Here is an 18731-nt window from a genome sequence, read left to right on the forward strand (position 1 = left end):
GATGGTATGAGCCCAGAAGCATTCGAGACAGCTTCAAAATGAGGCTATCTCATGTCTAAGATACTGGGAGCAGTCCAATAAAATGGCTAATTAACGAGGTACTTATGAGCAGTAAACGATACCCTGAAGAATTCAAAATTGAAGCAGTAAAGCAAGTTACTGAGAAAGGTCATAGTGTGGCCGAAGTCGCTGCACGTTTAGGAACCACTACCCATAGCCTGTATGCCTGGATTAAACGTTATGATCCACAGCAACCCAAGACAACAGAATCTAATGATCCAAGTGCAGAATTAGCAAAGTTAAAAAAAGAGCTGCAACGGGTCACGGAAGAAAGGGACATCTTAAAAAAGGCCGCGGTGTACTTCGCAAGCCAGTCCAAATGAGGTACGCCTTTATTCGGGACAACCAGAAGATATGGCCTGTTCGTCGTTTATGTTCAACGTTAGATGTTCATCACAGTGGTTATTACGCATGGTTAAAGCAACCCACCAGTAAAACTGCGAGGAAGCGGCAACAGCTTTCAGGATTGATTAAACAGTTTTGGCTGGAATCTGGTGGAGTCTATGGCTATCGCAAGATTCACTGTGATTTGAAAGATGTTGGCGAAAGTTGTGGGATCAATCGAGTACATCGACTCATGAAGGCGAATGGTCTTAAATCACAGCGTGGCTATCGTAAACCTAGAGCTCATGCTGGTACTCCAGCTGTCGTTGCCGCAAACACTTTAGACCGACAGTTTAACCCAACTCATCCCAACCAGTTGTGGGTGACTGACATCACCTATATCCGTACTCATGAAGGATGGTTATATCTTGCAGTTGTGATTGACTTGTTTTCACGTCTTGTTGTTGGCTGGTCTATGAAATCGAGAATGACTACAGATCTGGTTTTGGATGCATTATTGATGGCTTTGTGGCGAAGAAATCCAAAGAACAAAGTCTTGATCCATTCTGACCAAGGCAGCCAATACACCAGCCATGAATGGCAGACATTTCTCAGGCATCATAATCTTGAAAGTAGTATGAGTCGTAGAGGGAATTGCCATGACAATGCTGTTGCAGAAAGCTTCTTCCAGCTATTAAAGCGGGAACGAATTAAGAAGAAAATCTATGCATCAAGAATTGAAGCTAGATCGGATATCTTTGAATATATTGAGATGTTCTACAATTCAAAACGCAGACATGGTTCCAATGGTCAGCGTTCTCCATTAGATTATGAAAAGGCCCATCAAAAGATGGTTATGTGTGTCTAGAATTTTGGTGGCTATTCAATCTATGCAATTTATAAGACTACTGAATACCAAATAAAAAATGATCGATACTACCCAACTCAACTACCTTTTCATTTAATTGATGAACGCATTTTAGATCTTGCTCTTAAATTCAATGATGATCCTAATCGCTCGATTTTTAATGCTTTTATCAGATTAGAAAATATAGTTCAAAAGCGTGTTAATAGTGATAAACATTCATCAGCATTATTTGAATATGCTTTCTGTTCTGAAAATTCTCCATTAATTTGTAAGAGTGAAGATAAAAAAGCATCTCAAGCAACAGCAAGACTCTTCCCTAATATTTATAAGGCTTTCAGAAACGAACATGCTCATAATGAGGTATCAAAATCTCCCCAAACATCGATACGTGAATTTTTACTTATTAATGAGCTTTATTTATTAGAAAGAGAAGCCATCAAAAATGACTTAGGATAGTATGAAAATATACCTCCAAACCCCTCGCCTGATCCTCCGCCAATGGCAAGAGTCCGACACTGCACCCTTTATCCAAATGTGTGCAGATGACGAGGTATGCATTACTTCCCTAAAAAACTCGATGCTACCGAGGCAACAGCTTTTCTTGAACGTATTCGCAGTACCATAGAAACACGTGGCTGGGGACTTTTTGCGGTAGAACTCAAAGCAACAGGCGAATTCATCGGATTTATTGGTCTGAATGTTCATCCACCTGAATTGAAAATTGCCGATGCCCCTGAAATTGGCTGGCGCTTGTTACCGCAATATTGGCATCAAGGCTATGCGACTGAAGGCGCCAAAGCGGTACTGAAATATGCCTTTAGAACTCTACGAGTTGAAAAAGTCATTTCTTTTACTGCATGCATCAACACGCCATCAGAACGTGTCATGCAAAACATTGACTTAGAAAAAGTGGGAGAATTTGATCATCCACTTGTACCTGCCGATCATATCTTGTGTAGACACGTACTCTATGAAAAACAGCGTTCGGATTATCTGCATATTCCCTTTTGTTAAAATATACTTGCAGTATCATGACCTGAGAAAACCAAGATCAGATTCTGCCTCGCCTATTGAGCATGAAGGAAAATTTTATCCCGTTAGAGTTTCTTGATTTCCCAAAAAATCAGATATTTTTCTTATATTTATCTATATACATTTTTATGCTTAATATCGGCAAAAATATTATAAAGATCAACTTTTCATCAAAATGAATATTTAATTCATTTAAAGTAAAAATAATATATTGTAATTACTAATGTTTTTATAAAACAACTATTCACTTAATTAGATAAAAAATCATTTTTTATTCACTATATTGAATAAACAATAATTGCTATGATTGCGCGCATTCAGAGCACCAATTGCGATTATGTCTTTTAAAAATATCTATTTACTCTCTTTAAATAGCAAAAGTATATGGCATTTGGTGAACTCTAAGCCGATCAAACCAATCTGAACTGTTGCAGTACATTTGTATTTTTCCTGTCGGAGTCAAATGCGATATTGATCTGGTCTGATAAAGAGGTAATAAAACTCCACTTTAACATGACCTTAAAATGCATATACTTTAGGCAACATGAGAATTAGGATATCTTTATGAAGAAGCTACTTGGCGTTTTACTCAGTGCATCTGTACTGACTTTAACTGCATGCGGAAAACAAGAAGCCCCTGCAACGGATGCAGCACAAAACAAAGACTCAGGTGAACTGCAAACCGTGACCATGGCATCGACTGGTTCAGACGCTGATGTATGGCGTTATATCGCGACCCTCCCTGAAACCAAGCAAGCTGGTATCAAGCTGGATGTAAAAAACTTCACTGACTATGTTGCAATGAACAGCGCTGTTGCCAATAAAGAAATTGATGTCAACGCATTCCAGTCTTATGCCTATCTGGTGGCTTATAACGATGCCAATACACAAAAGATCGCGCCACTCTCTACGACTTATCTTGAGCCAATGGGGATTTACTCAAGCAAAGTGAAAAAAGTAGAAGACTTTAAAACTGGCGCTACAATTGCCATTCCGAATGACGGCGCAAATGAATCACGCGCACTGTTACTATTGCAATCTGCAGGTCTGGTAAAACTTAAACCAAACTTTGATCTGGTTAAAGGTACGCCTGCTGATATTACTGAAAATGCGAAACAGATCGTGATCAAGCCAATTCAAATGGCAACAGCAGTACGTGTAAAAGACGAAGTCGATGCGATTGTTCTGGGTAATACTCTGGCAATGGAAGGTGGGCTGAACGTATTGAAAGATGCGATTTACTATGAAGCCATTGATCAAAGCACCAAAATGAACGTGAACGTTTTAGCCGTTGCAGCCGATCGTCAAAATGATCCTGTACTTCAAAAAGTTGGCCAGTTGTATCATACTCCTGCTGTGAAAGCCTATGTTGATGAACACTTTGGCGGTACAAAAGTTGCGGTAAACAAACCGGTAACTTATTTGACCGAAGCAAAGTAATACAATAATCAATACTCAAAACAGGCAAGGATAACTTGCCTGTTTTTTTATACGTGATGCAGTATTTGACACTATGATTGAATTTAAAGACATCTCCAAACAGTATGAGCTGAAGGGCCAGACCTTACATGCCCTGAACCGGGTCAACCTGCAGATTCCGACTGGCAGTATCTTTGGCATTATTGGCTATAGTGGTGCGGGTAAAAGCACCCTGATTCGCCTGATTAACCTGCTGGAACGACCAACTTCAGGCCGGGTGATGATTAATGGCACAGATTTTACTGCTTTGGATGCCAAATCATTGCGTCAGGAACGTACCCAGATCGGCATGATTTTCCAGCACTTTAATCTGATGCAGACCAAAACAGTCGCTGCCAATATTGAAATGCCAATGAAGCTGCTCGGGTGGAAAAAATCTGAACGGGAAAAGCGTCTTGAGGAACTACTGGAATTCATTGACCTGAAACATAAACGCAATGCTTTTCCAGACGAACTCTCTGGCGGTCAGAAGCAGCGTGTCGGGATTGCCCGCGCCTTAGCGAATCATCCAAAGATCCTATTATGTGATGAAGCAACCTCAGCACTCGATCCGCAAACGACTAAATCCGTACTGCAACTACTCAAGCGCATTAATCAGGAACAAGGCATTACCATTGTCATGGTCACCCATGAAATGGATGTAATTGAAACTGTGTGTGATTATGTCGCAGTCATGGAAAAAGGTGACGTGATTGAAACAGGCTCTACCCTGCAGATCTTCAGTCAGCCGCAGCATCCAACCACGAAAAACTTTATCCAGACGGTGCTCCAGCAAAACCTGCCCGTAAATATTCTGAATAATCTGGAAAATCAGAATCATCACAGTATTTACTGTTTAAAGTTCTTGGGCAGCTCAGCTCAGGAAACCGTGATTCAAGGCGTCATCAAACAGTTTGATATCAGTTTGAATATCCTGTTTGCCAATATGACTGAAATTAATGGGACTGTAATTGGTCAGATGTTTATTCAGCTTCTCGGTAATTCCACAGAAATTAATGCTGCATTGCAATATCTCAGAGATCACGGCGTACAGGTAGATCAGGCAGGAGTACAGGAATGAGAGAGTTAATTGTACAGTGGCTGACCACGATTACTTCACCTTTCTGGAAAAGCTCGCTGTCGATGGACCAGTTCGTGACCGCACTGCAAGAAACCTTCCATATGGTGTTTTTTGCGATGCTGTTTGGCTGTATCTGGGGTTTTATTCAGGCGATTACTCTATTAGTTACTCGTCCCAACGGAATTCTGCCAAACCGTGTGATTTATCATGGTCTAAATCCGATTGTGAATGCACTGCGCTCCCTGCCGTTCATTATTTTGCTGATTGCAGTCATTCCATTGACAAAATTTCTGGTTGGAACGTCTATTGGCACATGGGCTGCAATTGTGCCACTCACTATTTATGTCGGCCCTTATATTGGCCGTCTGGTAGAAAACTCTCTGCTTGAAGTCAACGAAGGTATTATCGAATCTGCACAAGCCATGGGTGCAACACCGATGCAGATTATTTTTAGATTTATTCTACCGGAAGCGCGTAGCTCGCTAATTCTAAACCTGACCACTGCCACTATCAGCCTGATTGGAGCTACGGCGATGGCGGGTGCTGTCGGTGCTGGCGGTATTGGCGACTTGGCAATCTCCTATGGTTATCAGCGTTTTGATACCTCAGTGGTGATCATGACTGTCATTGTATTATTGATCTTGGTGCAGATTGTACAGAGTGTGGGTGACTGGTTATCCCGACTTCGTTAAGTTAATTCTCTGAGTAAATAAAGCCCTCTTTTTGAGGGTTTTATTTTTTAGGATGTAAAATATTTTCGATATTTAGAATAGAAAAATACTTTGACTCACGTGACGGCGACAAGAAGTCACCTGTTGGTCTGTGGTACAGGGATGTACCATCAGATCCACAACGGGTTTTTGTTACTTTTGATGGGTCAAAAGTAAAAGAAAATATCTACTACCAACTAACTAAATAATCAGCTTAAAAAAATTCAAATTCAAACTCGACCTAAAAGTTAGCCATTTCCCCTCAATTTCAAACTGAAATAATAAATCCCGTGCTAAACTATCGAGTGGTTTTTGCAGGGACTTATTTATGCACTTTGTTCATCTTGGTATTCATACAGAATTTTCGATTACAGAATCCATCGTACGGATACCAGACCTGGTCAAAGCTGCTGCTAATGACGAGATGCCAGCACTCGCGCTAACCGATTTGTCTAATCTGCATGCCGCAGTCAAATTCTATAAAAAATGCCTGGATAAAGGCATTAAACCGATTCTGGGTTCTGAAATCCGCCTGAATGATGCCGAACATCGTGTCACCCTGCTTTCCATGACCAACAAAGGCTGGCGCAACCTGACTGAACTGGTCTCTGAAGGTTATATTAGCGGCCAGCAGCTTGATATTCCTTGTGTACAGAAAGATTGGATCTTAAAGCAGCACGATGACATGATTGTATTGCTGGGTATGCAATCTGATGTTGGCAAAATGCTGATTACCTCAAACCCCGATAAAGCTGAACCTTTACTCCAGGAATGGGTAGAAAAATTTGGTAATCGCGTATATTTAGCGCTTACCCGTACAAGTCGTCCTAATGAAGACCTTTTCATTGAAGAAGCGGTCAAACTCGCCAAAAAATATAATATCGGTGTAGTCGCACATAATGATGTGCACTTTATTGCACGCGAAGATTATGAAGCGCACGAAGCACGTGTCTGTATTGCAGATGGTTATGTGCTGGGTGACAATCGCCGTCCTAAAACCTATAGCCCTGAACAATATTTTAAAAGCTCAACAGAAATGGTAGAGCTTTTCTCGGATATTCCAACCGCGATTGAAAATACCTACCATATTGCAAGACGTTGTAATGTTACCCTACGACTGGGCTTTAATGACCTGCCAGACTATCCGATTCCGGAAGGTCATACCATTGGCAGTTATTTCACCCATTTGTGTGAAGTCGGTCTGGAAGAACGCCTAGACTTTCTGTATCCACCTGAACAACGTGGTGAGGACTGGCCGGAAATCCGTCAACCTTATGATGAACGTCTGGCCTTTGAAATCAAGATTATTCTGGACATGGGATTCCCGGGTTACTTCCTGATCGTAATGGACTTCATTCAATGGTCCAAAGGTAATGGTGTACCAGTGGGTCCGGGCCGTGGTTCAGGTGCCGGTTCTCTTGTAGCTTATAGTTTAAAAATTACTGACCTTGATCCACTCCGTTATGACTTGCTATTCGAACGTTTCTTAAACCCGGAACGTGTTTCGATGCCCGACTTCGACGTCGATTTCTGTATCGCCGGTCGTGACCGCGTGATTGACTATGTAGCACGGACTTATGGCCGCGATGCGGTGTCTCAGATTGCCACCTTCGGTACCATGGCAGCGAAAGGTGCGATTCGAGACGTTGCACGTGTCCTGGGTAAATCCTACGGCCTGGCCGATCGTATTTCCAAAATGATTCCGACCAAGCCTTTAGGCTTAAGCCTGGAAGAATCCTTAGAAGCAGAACCGCAACTGAAAGATGTGGTCACCAATCCATCCAACCCGGATTATGAAGATGCTTCTGAAATCTGGGAAATGGCGCTGAAGCTTGAAGGTATTACCCGGAATACCGGTAAACATGCCGGCGGTGTGGTAATTGCACCGACCAAACTGACTGACTACTCAGCCGTAATGTGTGATGCCGATGGTACTGCACGTGTTGCCCAGTTCGATAAGGACGATGTCGAAGCTGCCGGTTTGGTGAAGTTCGACTTCCTGGGTCTGCGTAATCTGACCGTAATTGAAGACGCGGTTAAAAATATCAATAAACGCATCCAGAGCGATAAACCGCTGGATATTGCTTATATCCCGTTAGATGACAAAGATGCTTATCTGGTCTTTGCTGAAGCCAATACTACGGCGGTCTTCCAGTTTGAATCCGTGGGCATGAAAAAGATGCTGAAAGAAGCACGCCCAAGTAAATTTGAAGAGATTATTGCTTTCGTATCATTATACCGTCCGGGTCCAATGGATCTGATTCCTGACTTTATTCACCGTATGCACGGCGGTGATTTTGAATATCTGCATCCCCTGCTAGAAGGCGTATTAGAGCCGACTTACGGGATTATGGTCTATCAGGAACAGGTCATGCAGGCTGCACAGTTTTGTGCCGGCTATACCCTCGGTGGCGCGGACTTGCTGCGTCGTGCCATGGGTAAGAAAAAGCCTGAGGAAATGGTCAAGCAGCGTAAGATCTTCATTGAAGGTGCTGCGAAAAAAGATATTGATGAAGCTACTGCTAACCATATCTTCGACTATATGGAAAAATTCGCCGGCTATGGTTTTAACAAATCGCATGCGGCAGCTTATGCACTTGTTGCTTACCAGACGGCATGGCTGAAAGCGCATTATCCCGCTGAGTTCCTGGCAGCGGTGATGTCTTCGGAAATGCAGAATACCGATAACGTCGTGTTCCTGATTGATGACTGCCGCAAGAATAATCTGGAAGTATTACCACCATCCGTCAATATGTCGATCTATCAGTTCCATGCTCCCGATGAGAAAACCATTGTCTATGGTCTAGGAGCGATTAAAGGCGTCGGTGAAGCGGCCATGCAGTCAGTGATTGAATCACGTCAAAAAGATGGTCCATATAAAGACCTGTTTGACTTCTGTCACCGTATTGACCTGAAAAAAATCAATAAACGGACTTTAGAAGCCTTGATTCGCGCCGGTGCGTTAGACTGTTTGGGCATCGAGCGTGCCGACCTGATGGCACAGCTCCCTGAAGCAGTGCAGGCTGCAGATCAGGCTCGCCAGAACCGTGAAACCGGTATCATGGACCTGTTTGGTGAAGTTGAGGAAGTTCAGCGTAAACCTGCCAAACCGGTTAAGCCGTGGGCAGATGAAGTTCGCCTCAAAGGTGAAAAAGATACACTTGGTCTGTATCTGACTGGACATCCGATTGATGTCTATCGTAATGAGCTGAAAGCTTTTGTACCGTGTCAGATCAATGAACTGACACCTACCCGTCGTGGTGTCACCACCGTGTTTGCAGGACTAGTCGTGGATATTGCCAACTTCCCGAACCGCATGATGATGACCCTGGATGATGGTACGGCACGGATTGAGATTTCAGCCAATCACGAACGCTTTAACCGCTTTAAAGAAGTCATCCAGCTCGATAAAGTCGTGGTAATCGAAGGTGAAATCTATGAGCGTGAAGGCTTTGACCGTCCGATGGGACGTCTGACCAAAGCTTTTAGCCTGAACGAAATCCGCCAGAAACGTGCCAATAGTATCAAGATTACCCTGCAGGTGGCACATTACAGCAAAACGCTTAGCCGCGACCTGCAACACATTCTGATGCCTTATACCAATGTGGATATGAGCGCTCATATTCCCGTGATTTTATATCTGGATTATGACTATGCAAGCACTGAACTGCATCTGGGGTTAAGCTGGAAGGTCGCGCCACTGGATGAACTCTTAGCCAAATTGCGTGACTATTTTGGTAAAGAAGCATTGCACATTGAATATCAGGTCAAGTCCAAAGCTGCCAAAGCCGTGTCTTATGAACAGGCCAAGCCGATAAATGTTCCTGCGCCACCAACTGGCATGAGTATGGACGATGCTCTGGCACAATATGAAGCTGAGTCTCACCCCCAATATTCATAAATCCTCATCTTTAAAAAACCTTAAAATTGGAATCCTCATGAGTCAAATTGACAATGCTGCTGTTTCAGCACATCTCTCCCATGTGCGTATTGTCATGGTTAATACTACCCTGCCTGCCAATATCGGCAGTGCCTTACGTGCCATGAAAACCATGGGCCTATGCAAACTGGTACTGGTCGCTCCAAAAACCTATCCACATCCGGATATTGATGCGCTGGCTGCGGGTGCGACTGATCTGATTGAACAGATTGAAATTGTCGACACACTCGAAGAAGCGATCAATGATTGCCAGATCGTTTTCGGTACCAGCGCACGTAGCCGTACGATTCCCTGGCCACTTCTGGATGTTCGTCCTGCTGCTGAAAAAGCACTTTCAGCTGTGGTTCAAGAGCACCAGGAAATAGCAATTCTGTTTGGCCGTGAAGACCGTGGTTTGACCAATGAAGAGCTGGCGATGGCCAATTATCATCTCACTATTCCGGTGAATACCGACTACGGCGTATTGAATGTTGCGCAGGCAATACAGGTGATCTGCTATGAACTGCGCATGGCTGCACTGGATCAGGTGGAACATCCGCGTGATCCCAAAGCTACCATGCAGGTCATTGATGGCATTGAAATGGAATGGGATGAACCGCTGGTAACCCATAAAGAGATGGAGCAGTTTTATCCACATCTGGAAAAAATGCTGGCAGAAATTGAATTTATGGACCCAAAAAATCCAAGATTATTGCCTTTACGCTTGCGTCGTCTCTTTGGACGTATACAATTAGATCGTATGGAATATCATTTACTTCGTGGTATTTTCAGCCGTGTTCAGGCCTTGAACAACGGCACCTGGAAAAAATCTTCAAAAACATCATCACAGGACGAGGATCAAATCTAATGCTGAAACAGCTCAAAGAAGATATACAAGCTGTCTTTGCGCGCGATCCTGCAGCACGCAATACTTTAGAAGTCTTAACGACTTACCCAGGCATACATGCACTGATCATACATCGCATGGCACATGAGCTATGGAATAAAGACTATAAAGGAACTGCACGTGCATTGTCTTCGTTCAGCCGTTTTGCTACGGGTATTGAAATCCACCCGGGTGCAAAAATTGGCCGTCGTTTCTTTATTGATCACGGCATGGGTGTCGTGATTGGAGAAACTGCAGAGATTGGCAACGACGTCACCCTGTATCATGGCGTGACTTTGGGTGGAACCACCTGGAATAAAGGCAAACGTCATCCGACTTTAGAAGATGGCGTGGTGGTCGGTGCCGGTGCCAAGATTCTCGGACCATTTACTGTGGGTAAAAATGCCAAGGTTGGTTCTAATGCAGTAGTTACCAAAGCCGTACCTGAAAATGCTACCGCGGTAGGTAACCCGGCACGTTTGATTATCAAAGACAAACCCAAAGATGATGCTGAAGCACGTCGCCGCGACTATGCAGAAAGTATTGGTTTCCAGCCTTATGCAGCCACTGAAGACCAGTCTGACCCAATTCTGGAAGGTATGCGAATTTTGCTGGATCGTATTCAACAAAATGAAAAGCGCATGAACAACTTGTGCAATCGCCTTTCTTTGTTAGATCCGACCTTTAAAAAGCAACAGCAAGATAACCAGCCTTTGAGCAAAAAAGAGTTGGAGATTCTGGAAGAAGCGCGTCGTGAATGTGAAGCGCAGACCAGCCAATCCAAAGCCTGAATCTAGCTTTAGTTCTGTAACACAGGTTTACTTGCATGACCGTTATAGTTTTCATAGACTGACAGTCATGCTATTTATGTACTTGGCTGTTTTTAAAAAATAACAGAATGGACGAATATTATGACCTTTAAGCCCTTGGCACTTGCTTGCTTAACACTCAGCATTGCGGCGTGTTCAACTATGCCCCAAAAACAGTCTGCATCAAAACAATCGGAAGAATTTGTTTTTGTTGAACCGGCTATTACTCCTCCATTTTATGCGTTAAATCCTTTTAATTATAATGAACCGCCTCTCTTTGAAGTGCATTTGCAAAAAGCTGCAGCCCAGCCTGTAACCAAGATGGTGGTGACAGACCCGAATGATCCATCCAAGCAGTTGACGCTAGATGTCAATAAACTGATTATTCCGACGGTGGACAGCAATACCCGGACTATGCGTTATGCTGCGCTGGCAAATGACAATGAAATCGATATCACTGAAATCGATGATTTCCTGCAAATGGTCGAAGGCAAGGCACGCCATTATCCACCGCGTTTCAGTGATCGTCAGGAACGCCGTGGTTTTGAAGCCAAACTGCGTGACGTCAGCCAGCAGCTGGATACTCTAGCTGCCCGTCCAAATGCTTCTTTTGATGTTTTGTTGCGTGCTTTTAAAGCCAGCGTGATGGGACGCAATCTGGATCTGGGTTCAATTTATACAACCAAGTCCCTGACCTACGCACAACGCATTCTGCGAGTGAATCCAGATGATCCTGAAGTCAACTTCTGGTTCGGATTTGGCCTGTCTGAAGGTGGCGGTCAACGTGAAGCGATTCCATATCTGGATAAAGCCATGAAAGCAGGCGTTCAGGAAGCCTATCTTTCTGCAACCAATAACTATATTGCCTTAGAGCATAAGAAAAATGCCATTCAGACCTTAAGCAACTATAAAACCAAATATCCACAAGAAGCTGAAGTGGCGGACCGTTTGATTCAGGAAATTGAAAATAATGGCCGCTGGAATGTATGGCAAGTCATGCAGACCTCCACAGCAGCGCCGGCAAATCCTGGTTCAACACCAGCCCCTGCTACACCTTAATCAACACTTCTGTTTTCTGATTACAAATAGACTGCTACGGCGGTCTATTTTTATGAGAAAAAATTAGTAAAATACAAAACATTACTCCGCTTTATAGCCTGATTTAGTGAAAAGTTTTTATGCCTCAGAAAATTAATAAAAGATTAATACTTTGCACTTTACTCATCACCAGCGTACTCAGCGGCTGTCAGGTGGTCAGTGTTAAGGAACAGGCCGTTAATGTCACACTCAACAATGAACGTGACAGTATCTTGACCCGTGACAAACTCAGCGAAGCCAGCCTGAATGTATTGTCCATGACTGGACGTGAAGCACAGGTCTGTGTTGAACAGCCTGAAGAATGTGTGAATGATCTTAAAGATATTCCTCAGATTTTAGATGAACAATTACTTTCTACAGCAAGTGAATTGTATCTGGCGAATGCCTTGCAAAATGCCAAGTCAGCCGAGTGCAATACCAGTGTTCTGAGCAAAACCCGGTCACAGGAAAAACAGCAGCTGCAAAAACAGAATATCCAGAAATGTCTGGATCAGCAGCTCACCATGCTGGATAAAAGCATTCGTTATAGCTATGCCTATCTGTTCAAAACTGAGCGCGCACCTCAAGACCGTATTTTTGATAACCGCCAGGTCCAGATCCGTGATTTTTATAACCTGGCAATTGCCCATCTGATTCAGCGCTATGCTGAACGTTATGAAACCAAACGTTCCGGCCAAAGAATTCAAGTTGGCGACAGTGTCTACACCCTTGATCTGGAAAATTTTCCGCAGCTGAAAAACCAGACTATTGAACAGCTCATGTCTACCTATAACATGAACTTTTCAGGCTTGCGTTCCATTACCCGTCGTGATGGTTTTGGTTCAGAATTTTTAGTGGTTTTACCAGAAGAACAGCAGTCTGAGCAGGATAAAAAATATATTGCCGATCCGCTCAAGCACAAATACCCCCATGGCATAAATCCCAATATTCATTCAGCGCGATATCTGGCCACAACTATCACTGCGGTACCCAAATCAGCAAATTCGACTGAACAGATTTTATCTACCTCGGAATTTTACCTGAAACTCCATGATCCTTATAAACATGAAAAGATCAAGGTGGCTTCGAAAGAATATGCGCTGGCTGCCAACTTTTCAGCGCCCTACGGTTTATGGCTAGCCGAAAACAATCTGGGGCGTTTAGCCTATCTGACCCTGATTAATCGTGAAGACAGTCTGAGCATGCCACACCTGTACATGCTGGAACCGTATAATCCGAACAAGAAAGTGCTGGTATTGATTCATGGCCTGGCCAGTAGTCCTGAAGCCTGGATTCGTCTGACCAATGATATTATGGGTGATCCGGTATTAAGGGAAAATTTCCAGGTCTGGCAGGTATTTTATTCAACCAATATGCCGATTCTGGAAAGCCGTTTTCAAATTAATGCACTGGTTCAGCAAGGCTTTGCCCAGGTCGCGAACAATACTCCAGCCAAAAAAGATGCCGTACTGGTCGGACACAGCATGGGAGGTGTGATTGCCCGTTTAATGGTCAGTCAGGCCGATATTACCCAAGATGCATTTAAGCTGGTACAAAATACCCGCATTGCACAGTTTAAGGATAATCCGTTATTTAAAGCACGCCTGCAAATGCAGCCTATTCCGAACTTTAACCGGGCCATTTTCCTGGCAACTCCACATCGTGGAACGGAATATGCCGATCGCTGGCATACCAAACTGGCCCGTAAAATTATCCGGATACCGGGTGCATTTTTGGGTGCCTTTGCCGATACCCTGCAAGGTGAGATCGGGTTAAAGGAGTTTGTTAAAGAACTGGGGCATGACCTGATTCAAAATGGTCCGAGCGATCTCAGTGAAAATTCAAAATTTACTGCATTAACTGAGGATATTCAGCCTTCTAAAAATATCAAATTTCATTCTATTATCGGCAATACCGTAGATACGCAAGATACCAAGCTCATGAGCGATGATATTGTTTCATATGAGAGTGCTTATCTAAATGGTGCTGTATCCAACAAGGTCATTAAGGGCGGCCACTCGATTCAGGAAACGCCTGAAGCCGTGCTGGAATTGCGCCGGATTCTCAGATTACATCTCTCAGACCTCGGTCTTTATGATCCAGAATAAATTATCCTCTTGATTTATCTTAACCACCGCATGTTCGCATCCGGTGGTTAATTTTTAAAAAAAATACAGATGGGATATATAAAAACTCATCGCGACAGATCAGGGACCCTAACTTCAACATTCCCTTAGAATTTCCTTTCTTTCTAAAAATTAAATTTGATAGACTTGCTACAATATAACTTGAAGCTGAATTGAATCAGCAGATTCATTTCACATTTTCGGTCTCTTGCACTCCACCATATGAGACGGGTCTGACTGAAAATCTGCTTTAAATTTTCCTGCATAGCCTATTGCACAGTATTTGCATTTATCTCTTGTTGAAAGGATTTATTTTTAATGACCAGTTCAGAAATTATGGCTGATCTTTCTACCTTAACGCCCATGATGCAGCAATACATGTCAGTAAAAATGCAGCATCCGCACTCATTGATGTTCTATCGTATGGGTGATTTTTATGAACTGTTCTTTGAAGATGCACACAAGGCAGCCAAGATTTTAGGCATCACCCTGACCCATCGCGGTAAAGCCAATGGTCAGCCGATTCCTATGGCGGGCGTTCCTTATCATGCAGCCGAAGGTTATCTGGCACGTCTGGTCAAAAAAGGTGAAACCGTGGTGATCTGCGAGCAGATCGGCGAGGTTACTGGCAAAGGACCGGTTGAGCGTGGTGTGGTGCGAATTATTACACCCGGCACCCTGACCGATGATGCCATGCTCGGTGCACATCAGAGCTCGAATCTGGTGGCTTTATGTATTCAGCAGAATCAGATTGGTATTGCACTTCTCGATCTCAGCGCCGGCTTATTTAAAGTCCAGCAGCAGGATTATGATCTTAACCAGCTTATGATTGAACTGGCGCGTTTGATGCCAAGCGAAATTCTGCTGGATGAAAATATCGCTGATCCGACATTGACCGAACAACTCAAACAGCAACTGGATATCTCGGTCACCAAACGTCCCGATGTCGATTTTAACCTGAACAATGCGCAAAAAACCTTATGTGACCAGTTTGCCGTCAGCACGCTTTCAGGTTTTGGCATTGATCATTTACCTTTGGCCAAAGCAGCCGCTGCAGCTTTAATACATTATGCCAAAGAAACCCAGAAAACTGCGTTACCGCATATCCGCACGATTCAGCTGGAACAAAGTTCAGACTTTATTGCCTTAGATCCGGTGACGCGCCGCAATCTGGAGCTGATTGAGCCTTTATTTGAGCATGGAACGTCCTTATTTCAGCTCATCAATGATTGCCAGACTGCTATGGGTGGACGCCTGCTTAGTCGCACCCTGATGCAACCTTTACGCGATACTGCCCTGCTGGATGAGCGCCTGGATGCTATCCAGGCCTTACTTCAAGGTTTCCATGAAGTGCCTGTACGTTTGGTCCTTAAAGAGATTAGCGATATTGAACGTGTGCTGAGCCGTATTGCACTTGGCAGTGCCCGTCCACGTGATCTGGTGCAACTGCGTCAGGCCTGTGCGCAAATTCCATTTTTACGCCATGCCCTGCAGCCGATTGTCAGTCAGCAGCAGTCCAAGCTTTTAGTACAGCTCAATGAAGAACTCGGCGACTTCCATAGTCTGCATCAACGCCTGATGTCAGCCATTGTCGAAAATCCACCCGTCCTGCTTCGTGATGGTAATGTCATTGCAGAAGGTTTTGACAGTGAACTGGATGAATTGCGACAGATTCGCGATCATACAAGTCAGTTCCTGATTGATCTGGAAATCAAGGAACGTGAACAGAGCGGCATTCCTACCCTGAAAATCGGCTATAACCGCGTTAGTGGCTATTATATTGAGTTAACCCGCGCGCAGGCTGCACAGGCACCCGAGCATTATATCCGTCGGCAAACCCTGAAAAATGCAGAACGGTATATCACACCTGAACTGAAAGCCTTTGAAGATAAAGTCTTATCCAGTGAATCACGTGCTTTGGCTCGTGAAAAAATGCTGTTTGAAATGCTACTGGATGAGTTGCGAGAGGATATTGGCAATCTACAGATGATGAGCAGCGCCATTGCCCAGATTGATCTGATTGCGAATTTTGCCCATCAGGCGCGTTTACGCAACTGGTCGCGTCCAAAATTCAGTCCTGAAGTTGGTATAAGTATTACTGCCGGACGACATCCGGTGGTAGAGTCCCTGAGTAAAACAGCCTTTACCCCAAACGATACCCGACTGGATTTTGCCCATCGGATGGCCATTATTACCGGTCCCAATATGGGGGGTAAATCCACATTTATGCGCCAGACTGCATTAATCGTGCTACTGGCTTATTGTGGTGCCTATGCTCCAGCGCAAGCTGCAACCTTAGGTCCGGTTGACCGTGTCTTCACCCGGATTGGTTCTGCCGATGATTTATCGACAGGCAAATCCACCTTTATGGTGGAAATGACCGAAACTTCGCAAATCCTGCATCATGCTACCAGTCAGTCTCTGGTACTGATGGATGAGGTCGGTCGTGGAACCAGTACCTATGATGGTTTGTCACTGGCCTGGGCCTGTGTGCTGGATTTGACCAAACGCATTCAATGTCTATGTTTGTTCGCAACGCATTATTTCGAACTGACCGAACTGGATAAGGAATCAGGAATTGATAACTACCATGTCACCGCCAAAGAGCTGAATGGTAACCTGATTCTGCTGCATAAGGTACAGGCTGGACCAGCCAGCCAGAGTCATGGCTTGCAGGTCGCTAAACTGGCAGGTATTCCGGCTACGGTGATTAAAGAAGCACAAAACCGCTTGAAGATTCTGGAAAAGCAGCATCAGGTCAAACCTCGGAGTCCACAGCATGACCTGTTTGCGATGCCCGACATCATTGAGCCTGTAGAACGTATCATCGAAATTGAGAAAGAGTCGCCTGCACTGGACTTGCTTGAAGATATTGATGTGGATAGCTTGAGTCCGCGTGAAGCTTTGCAGCAGTTATATGCACTCAAAGATCTGCTCAAACAGCCAAGTTAATTCTTGACCCTAGACCTCATCTGGCATGGGGTGAATGTGCTAAGAATACCGATGAGAGACACAATTCATCGGTATTCTCCCTTTTTTCAAATTTAACAGCCCTATATATAACAAATATCAATAAAAGGAATTGTTAGTTCCCCCTGTTTTTGCCTAAAATACAGTATTCGTAATTAGAACCATATTGTTTAGGTAGCTGTCGCCATGACCTTCGTTGTCACTGAAAATTGTATTAAATGTAAATATCAAGACTGTGTAGAAGTTTGCCCTGTAGACTGTTTCTATGAAGGTCCTAACTTCCTCGTAATTAACCCGGACGAGTGTATCGACTGTGCGTTATGCGAACCTGAATGTCCGGCAAATGCAATTTTCTCTGAAGATGAATTACCTGAAGGTCAGGAAGTCTTTATTGAACTAAATGCTGAACTGTCGCAAAAGTGGCCAAACATTACACAAATTGGTGAGCAACCAGCCGACCGTGAAGAATGGAATGGCAAACCAGATAAATTGCAATATCTTGAAAAGTAATTATTTTAAATTTAAGAGATCAGCATATGCTGATCTTTTTTATACGCTTTGCACACATTTCATTGCAATATTCTCCAAATTTCTCCTTACATTTAGTCTAAAATAGCGCTATTTATAAATATCTGATTGTATAAATGATGAATTTTGCAAAGGGATTATTGAGTCTTTGTATAATCCCTCTTGTTTTTGTGGGCTGTACTACTGCCACAAAACACCCTGCACAGCCCGCGGGAAAACGGATTTATATTCCCCAAGAACGTGTGCAGTTTGACCGTAAAGCCTACCCTAAAACTATTCCTTATGTTTATACCCAGTGGGTTTCATCTCTGGATAACCTGGCGCGCGTACGTGAGTATGAAGTCTTTCTTGAACGTCATGGCGTTGGTAATATTATTCCAAGTTTTGAGTTGATGCGTACTGCACGTGACTGGGCCAAGTGTGGCCGTTCCCAATACATGATCCCAAGTCGGGAATTATGGGCCAATCAGATACCGACTTTAAAAGTGTTTAAATATCTGATTGCAGCCAATGTGTTGACTGATTTTGAAGTGACTTCAGTCTATCGCGATCTGCCTTTGAACCAGTGTGCCGGTGGTGCCAATTCTTCACGTCATCTATATAACTCTGCCATTGATTTCCGGATTGGACCAGAATATCCGCAGGCAGAAGACTATGCCTATATTGAAAATACCAAGTTCAAATTGTGTCAGTTCTGGGCTCAGCATGGCCAAAGTCTGAATATGGGACTCGGCATGTATGCTTCAGGTCAGATCCATATCGATACCCAAGGTTACCGTACCTGGGGGCCGAGTTTGGGGCGGAATTCCTCAATGTGTAATTACTAAGTCATGACACCTGCTACACAAAACCCCTCGTGAGTTTTGTGTAGTTTAAAAAATCA

General features: G+C 43.8%; 13 protein-coding genes and 1 pseudogene. All 14 read left to right on the forward strand.

All coding sequences use genetic code 11. The features are described from left to right. The first annotated feature begins 104 nt into the window (after positions 1-104). The 14 genes and pseudogenes from H9629_RS04985 to H9629_RS05050 all read left to right on the forward strand — a co-directional run bounded on the left by H9629_RS04985 (position 105) and on the right by H9629_RS05050 (position 18675). Positions 105-1252, forward strand: a protein-coding gene (locus H9629_RS04985) for an IS3 family transposase (RefSeq protein WP_191730612.1) whose coding sequence is annotated in 2 segments (ribosomal slippage) — positions 105-351 and positions 351-1252 — 1149 coding nt in all. Because the reading frame shifts where the segments join, the coding sequence is not laid out codon by codon here. 153 nt (positions 1253-1405) lie between these two features. Continuing rightward, a complete protein-coding gene (locus H9629_RS15590) occupies positions 1406-1708 on the forward strand; it encodes a TIGR02391 family protein (protein WP_404793680.1) in 303 nt (100 codons plus the stop codon). A 1-nt stretch (position 1709) separates the two neighbouring features. Further along, positions 1710-2266: pseudogene (locus H9629_RS04995) on the forward strand (GNAT family N-acetyltransferase). Positions 2267-2848: 582 nt separating this feature from the next. Beyond that, positions 2849-3724 carry a MetQ/NlpA family ABC transporter substrate-binding protein gene (locus H9629_RS05000; RefSeq protein WP_191730614.1) on the forward strand — a complete coding sequence of 292 codons (876 nt, stop codon included), beginning with the start codon at positions 2849-2851 and terminating at the stop codon, positions 3722-3724. 73 nt (positions 3725-3797) lie between these two features. Beyond that, positions 3798-4823 (forward strand): methionine ABC transporter ATP-binding protein, encoded by a 1026-nt coding sequence (locus H9629_RS05005; RefSeq protein ID WP_064095982.1) that lies wholly within the window; start codon positions 3798-3800, stop codon positions 4821-4823. Next, entirely contained in the window at positions 4820-5515 is a 696-nt protein-coding gene (locus H9629_RS05010; protein WP_064095981.1) for a methionine ABC transporter permease, read from the forward strand. The genes H9629_RS05005 and H9629_RS05010 overlap by 4 nt, the downstream gene beginning before the upstream one ends. Positions 5516-5861: 346 nt before the next feature. Continuing rightward, positions 5862-9434, forward strand: coding sequence for a DNA polymerase III subunit alpha (gene dnaE, locus H9629_RS05015; RefSeq protein WP_191730615.1), 3573 nt, complete (start codon positions 5862-5864; stop codon positions 9432-9434). Positions 9435-9471: 37 nt separating this feature from the next. Next, on the forward strand, positions 9472-10320 hold the full coding sequence (locus tag H9629_RS05020; RefSeq protein ID WP_144723939.1) for an RNA methyltransferase: 849 nt from the start codon (positions 9472-9474) through the stop codon (positions 10318-10320). After that, entirely contained in the window at positions 10296-11129 is an 834-nt protein-coding gene (cysE, locus tag H9629_RS05025; RefSeq protein WP_318245698.1) for a serine O-acetyltransferase, read from the forward strand. Before H9629_RS05020 ends, cysE begins: the two co-directional genes overlap by 25 nt. Before the next feature lie 120 nt (positions 11130-11249). Beyond that, entirely contained in the window at positions 11250-12206 is a 957-nt protein-coding gene (locus tag H9629_RS05030) for an ABUW_2363 family tetratricopeptide repeat lipoprotein (RefSeq protein ID WP_064102024.1), read from the forward strand. 119 nt (positions 12207-12325) lie between these two features. Further along, positions 12326-14332 (forward strand): esterase/lipase family protein, encoded by a 2007-nt coding sequence (locus tag H9629_RS05035; protein ID WP_191730617.1) that lies wholly within the window; start codon positions 12326-12328, stop codon positions 14330-14332. Positions 14333-14668: 336 nt separating this feature from the next. Next, the gene (gene mutS / locus H9629_RS05040; RefSeq protein ID WP_191730618.1) at positions 14669-17302 is read left to right on the forward strand and encodes a DNA mismatch repair protein MutS; all 2634 of its coding nucleotides are present in this window, start codon (positions 14669-14671) and stop codon (positions 17300-17302) included. Positions 17303-17506: 204 nt separating this feature from the next. Beyond that, positions 17507-17830: a ferredoxin FdxA gene (gene fdxA / locus H9629_RS05045; RefSeq protein WP_000144889.1), complete on the forward strand. Its 324-nt coding sequence runs from the start codon at positions 17507-17509 to the stop codon at positions 17828-17830. A 134-nt stretch (positions 17831-17964) separates the two neighbouring features. Continuing rightward, entirely contained in the window at positions 17965-18675 is a 711-nt protein-coding gene (locus tag H9629_RS05050; RefSeq protein WP_064095974.1) for a D-Ala-D-Ala carboxypeptidase family metallohydrolase, read from the forward strand. Positions 18676-18731: the final 56 nt, after the last annotated feature.

It is taken from the genome of Acinetobacter pecorum (genome assembly GCF_014837015.1).
GTDB lineage: Bacteria > Pseudomonadota > Gammaproteobacteria > Pseudomonadales > Moraxellaceae > Acinetobacter > Acinetobacter pecorum.

Bases quoted from the DNA above. Each gene is read 5' to 3' on its own strand.
- H9629_RS05000 (WP_191730614.1), top strand. From the start codon at position 2,849: ATGAAGAAGCTACTTGGCGTTTTACTCAGTGCATCTGTACTGACTTTA.
- H9629_RS05005 (WP_064095982.1), top strand. From the start codon at position 3,798: ATGATTGAATTTAAAGACATCTCCAAACAGTATGAGCTGAAGGGCCAG.
- H9629_RS05010 (WP_064095981.1), top strand. From the start codon at position 4,820: ATGAGAGAGTTAATTGTACAGTGGCTGACCACGATTACTTCACCTTTC.
- dnaE (WP_191730615.1), top strand. From the start codon at position 5,862: ATGCACTTTGTTCATCTTGGTATTCATACAGAATTTTCGATTACAGAA.
- H9629_RS05020 (WP_144723939.1), top strand. From the start codon at position 9,472: ATGAGTCAAATTGACAATGCTGCTGTTTCAGCACATCTCTCCCATGTG.
- H9629_RS05030 (WP_064102024.1), top strand. From the start codon at position 11,250: ATGACCTTTAAGCCCTTGGCACTTGCTTGCTTAACACTCAGCATTGCG.
- H9629_RS05035 (WP_191730617.1), top strand. From the start codon at position 12,326: ATGCCTCAGAAAATTAATAAAAGATTAATACTTTGCACTTTACTCATC.
- mutS (WP_191730618.1), top strand. From the start codon at position 14,669: ATGACCAGTTCAGAAATTATGGCTGATCTTTCTACCTTAACGCCCATG.
- fdxA (WP_000144889.1), top strand. From the start codon at position 17,507: ATGACCTTCGTTGTCACTGAAAATTGTATTAAATGTAAATATCAAGAC.
- H9629_RS05050 (WP_064095974.1), top strand. From the start codon at position 17,965: ATGATGAATTTTGCAAAGGGATTATTGAGTCTTTGTATAATCCCTCTT.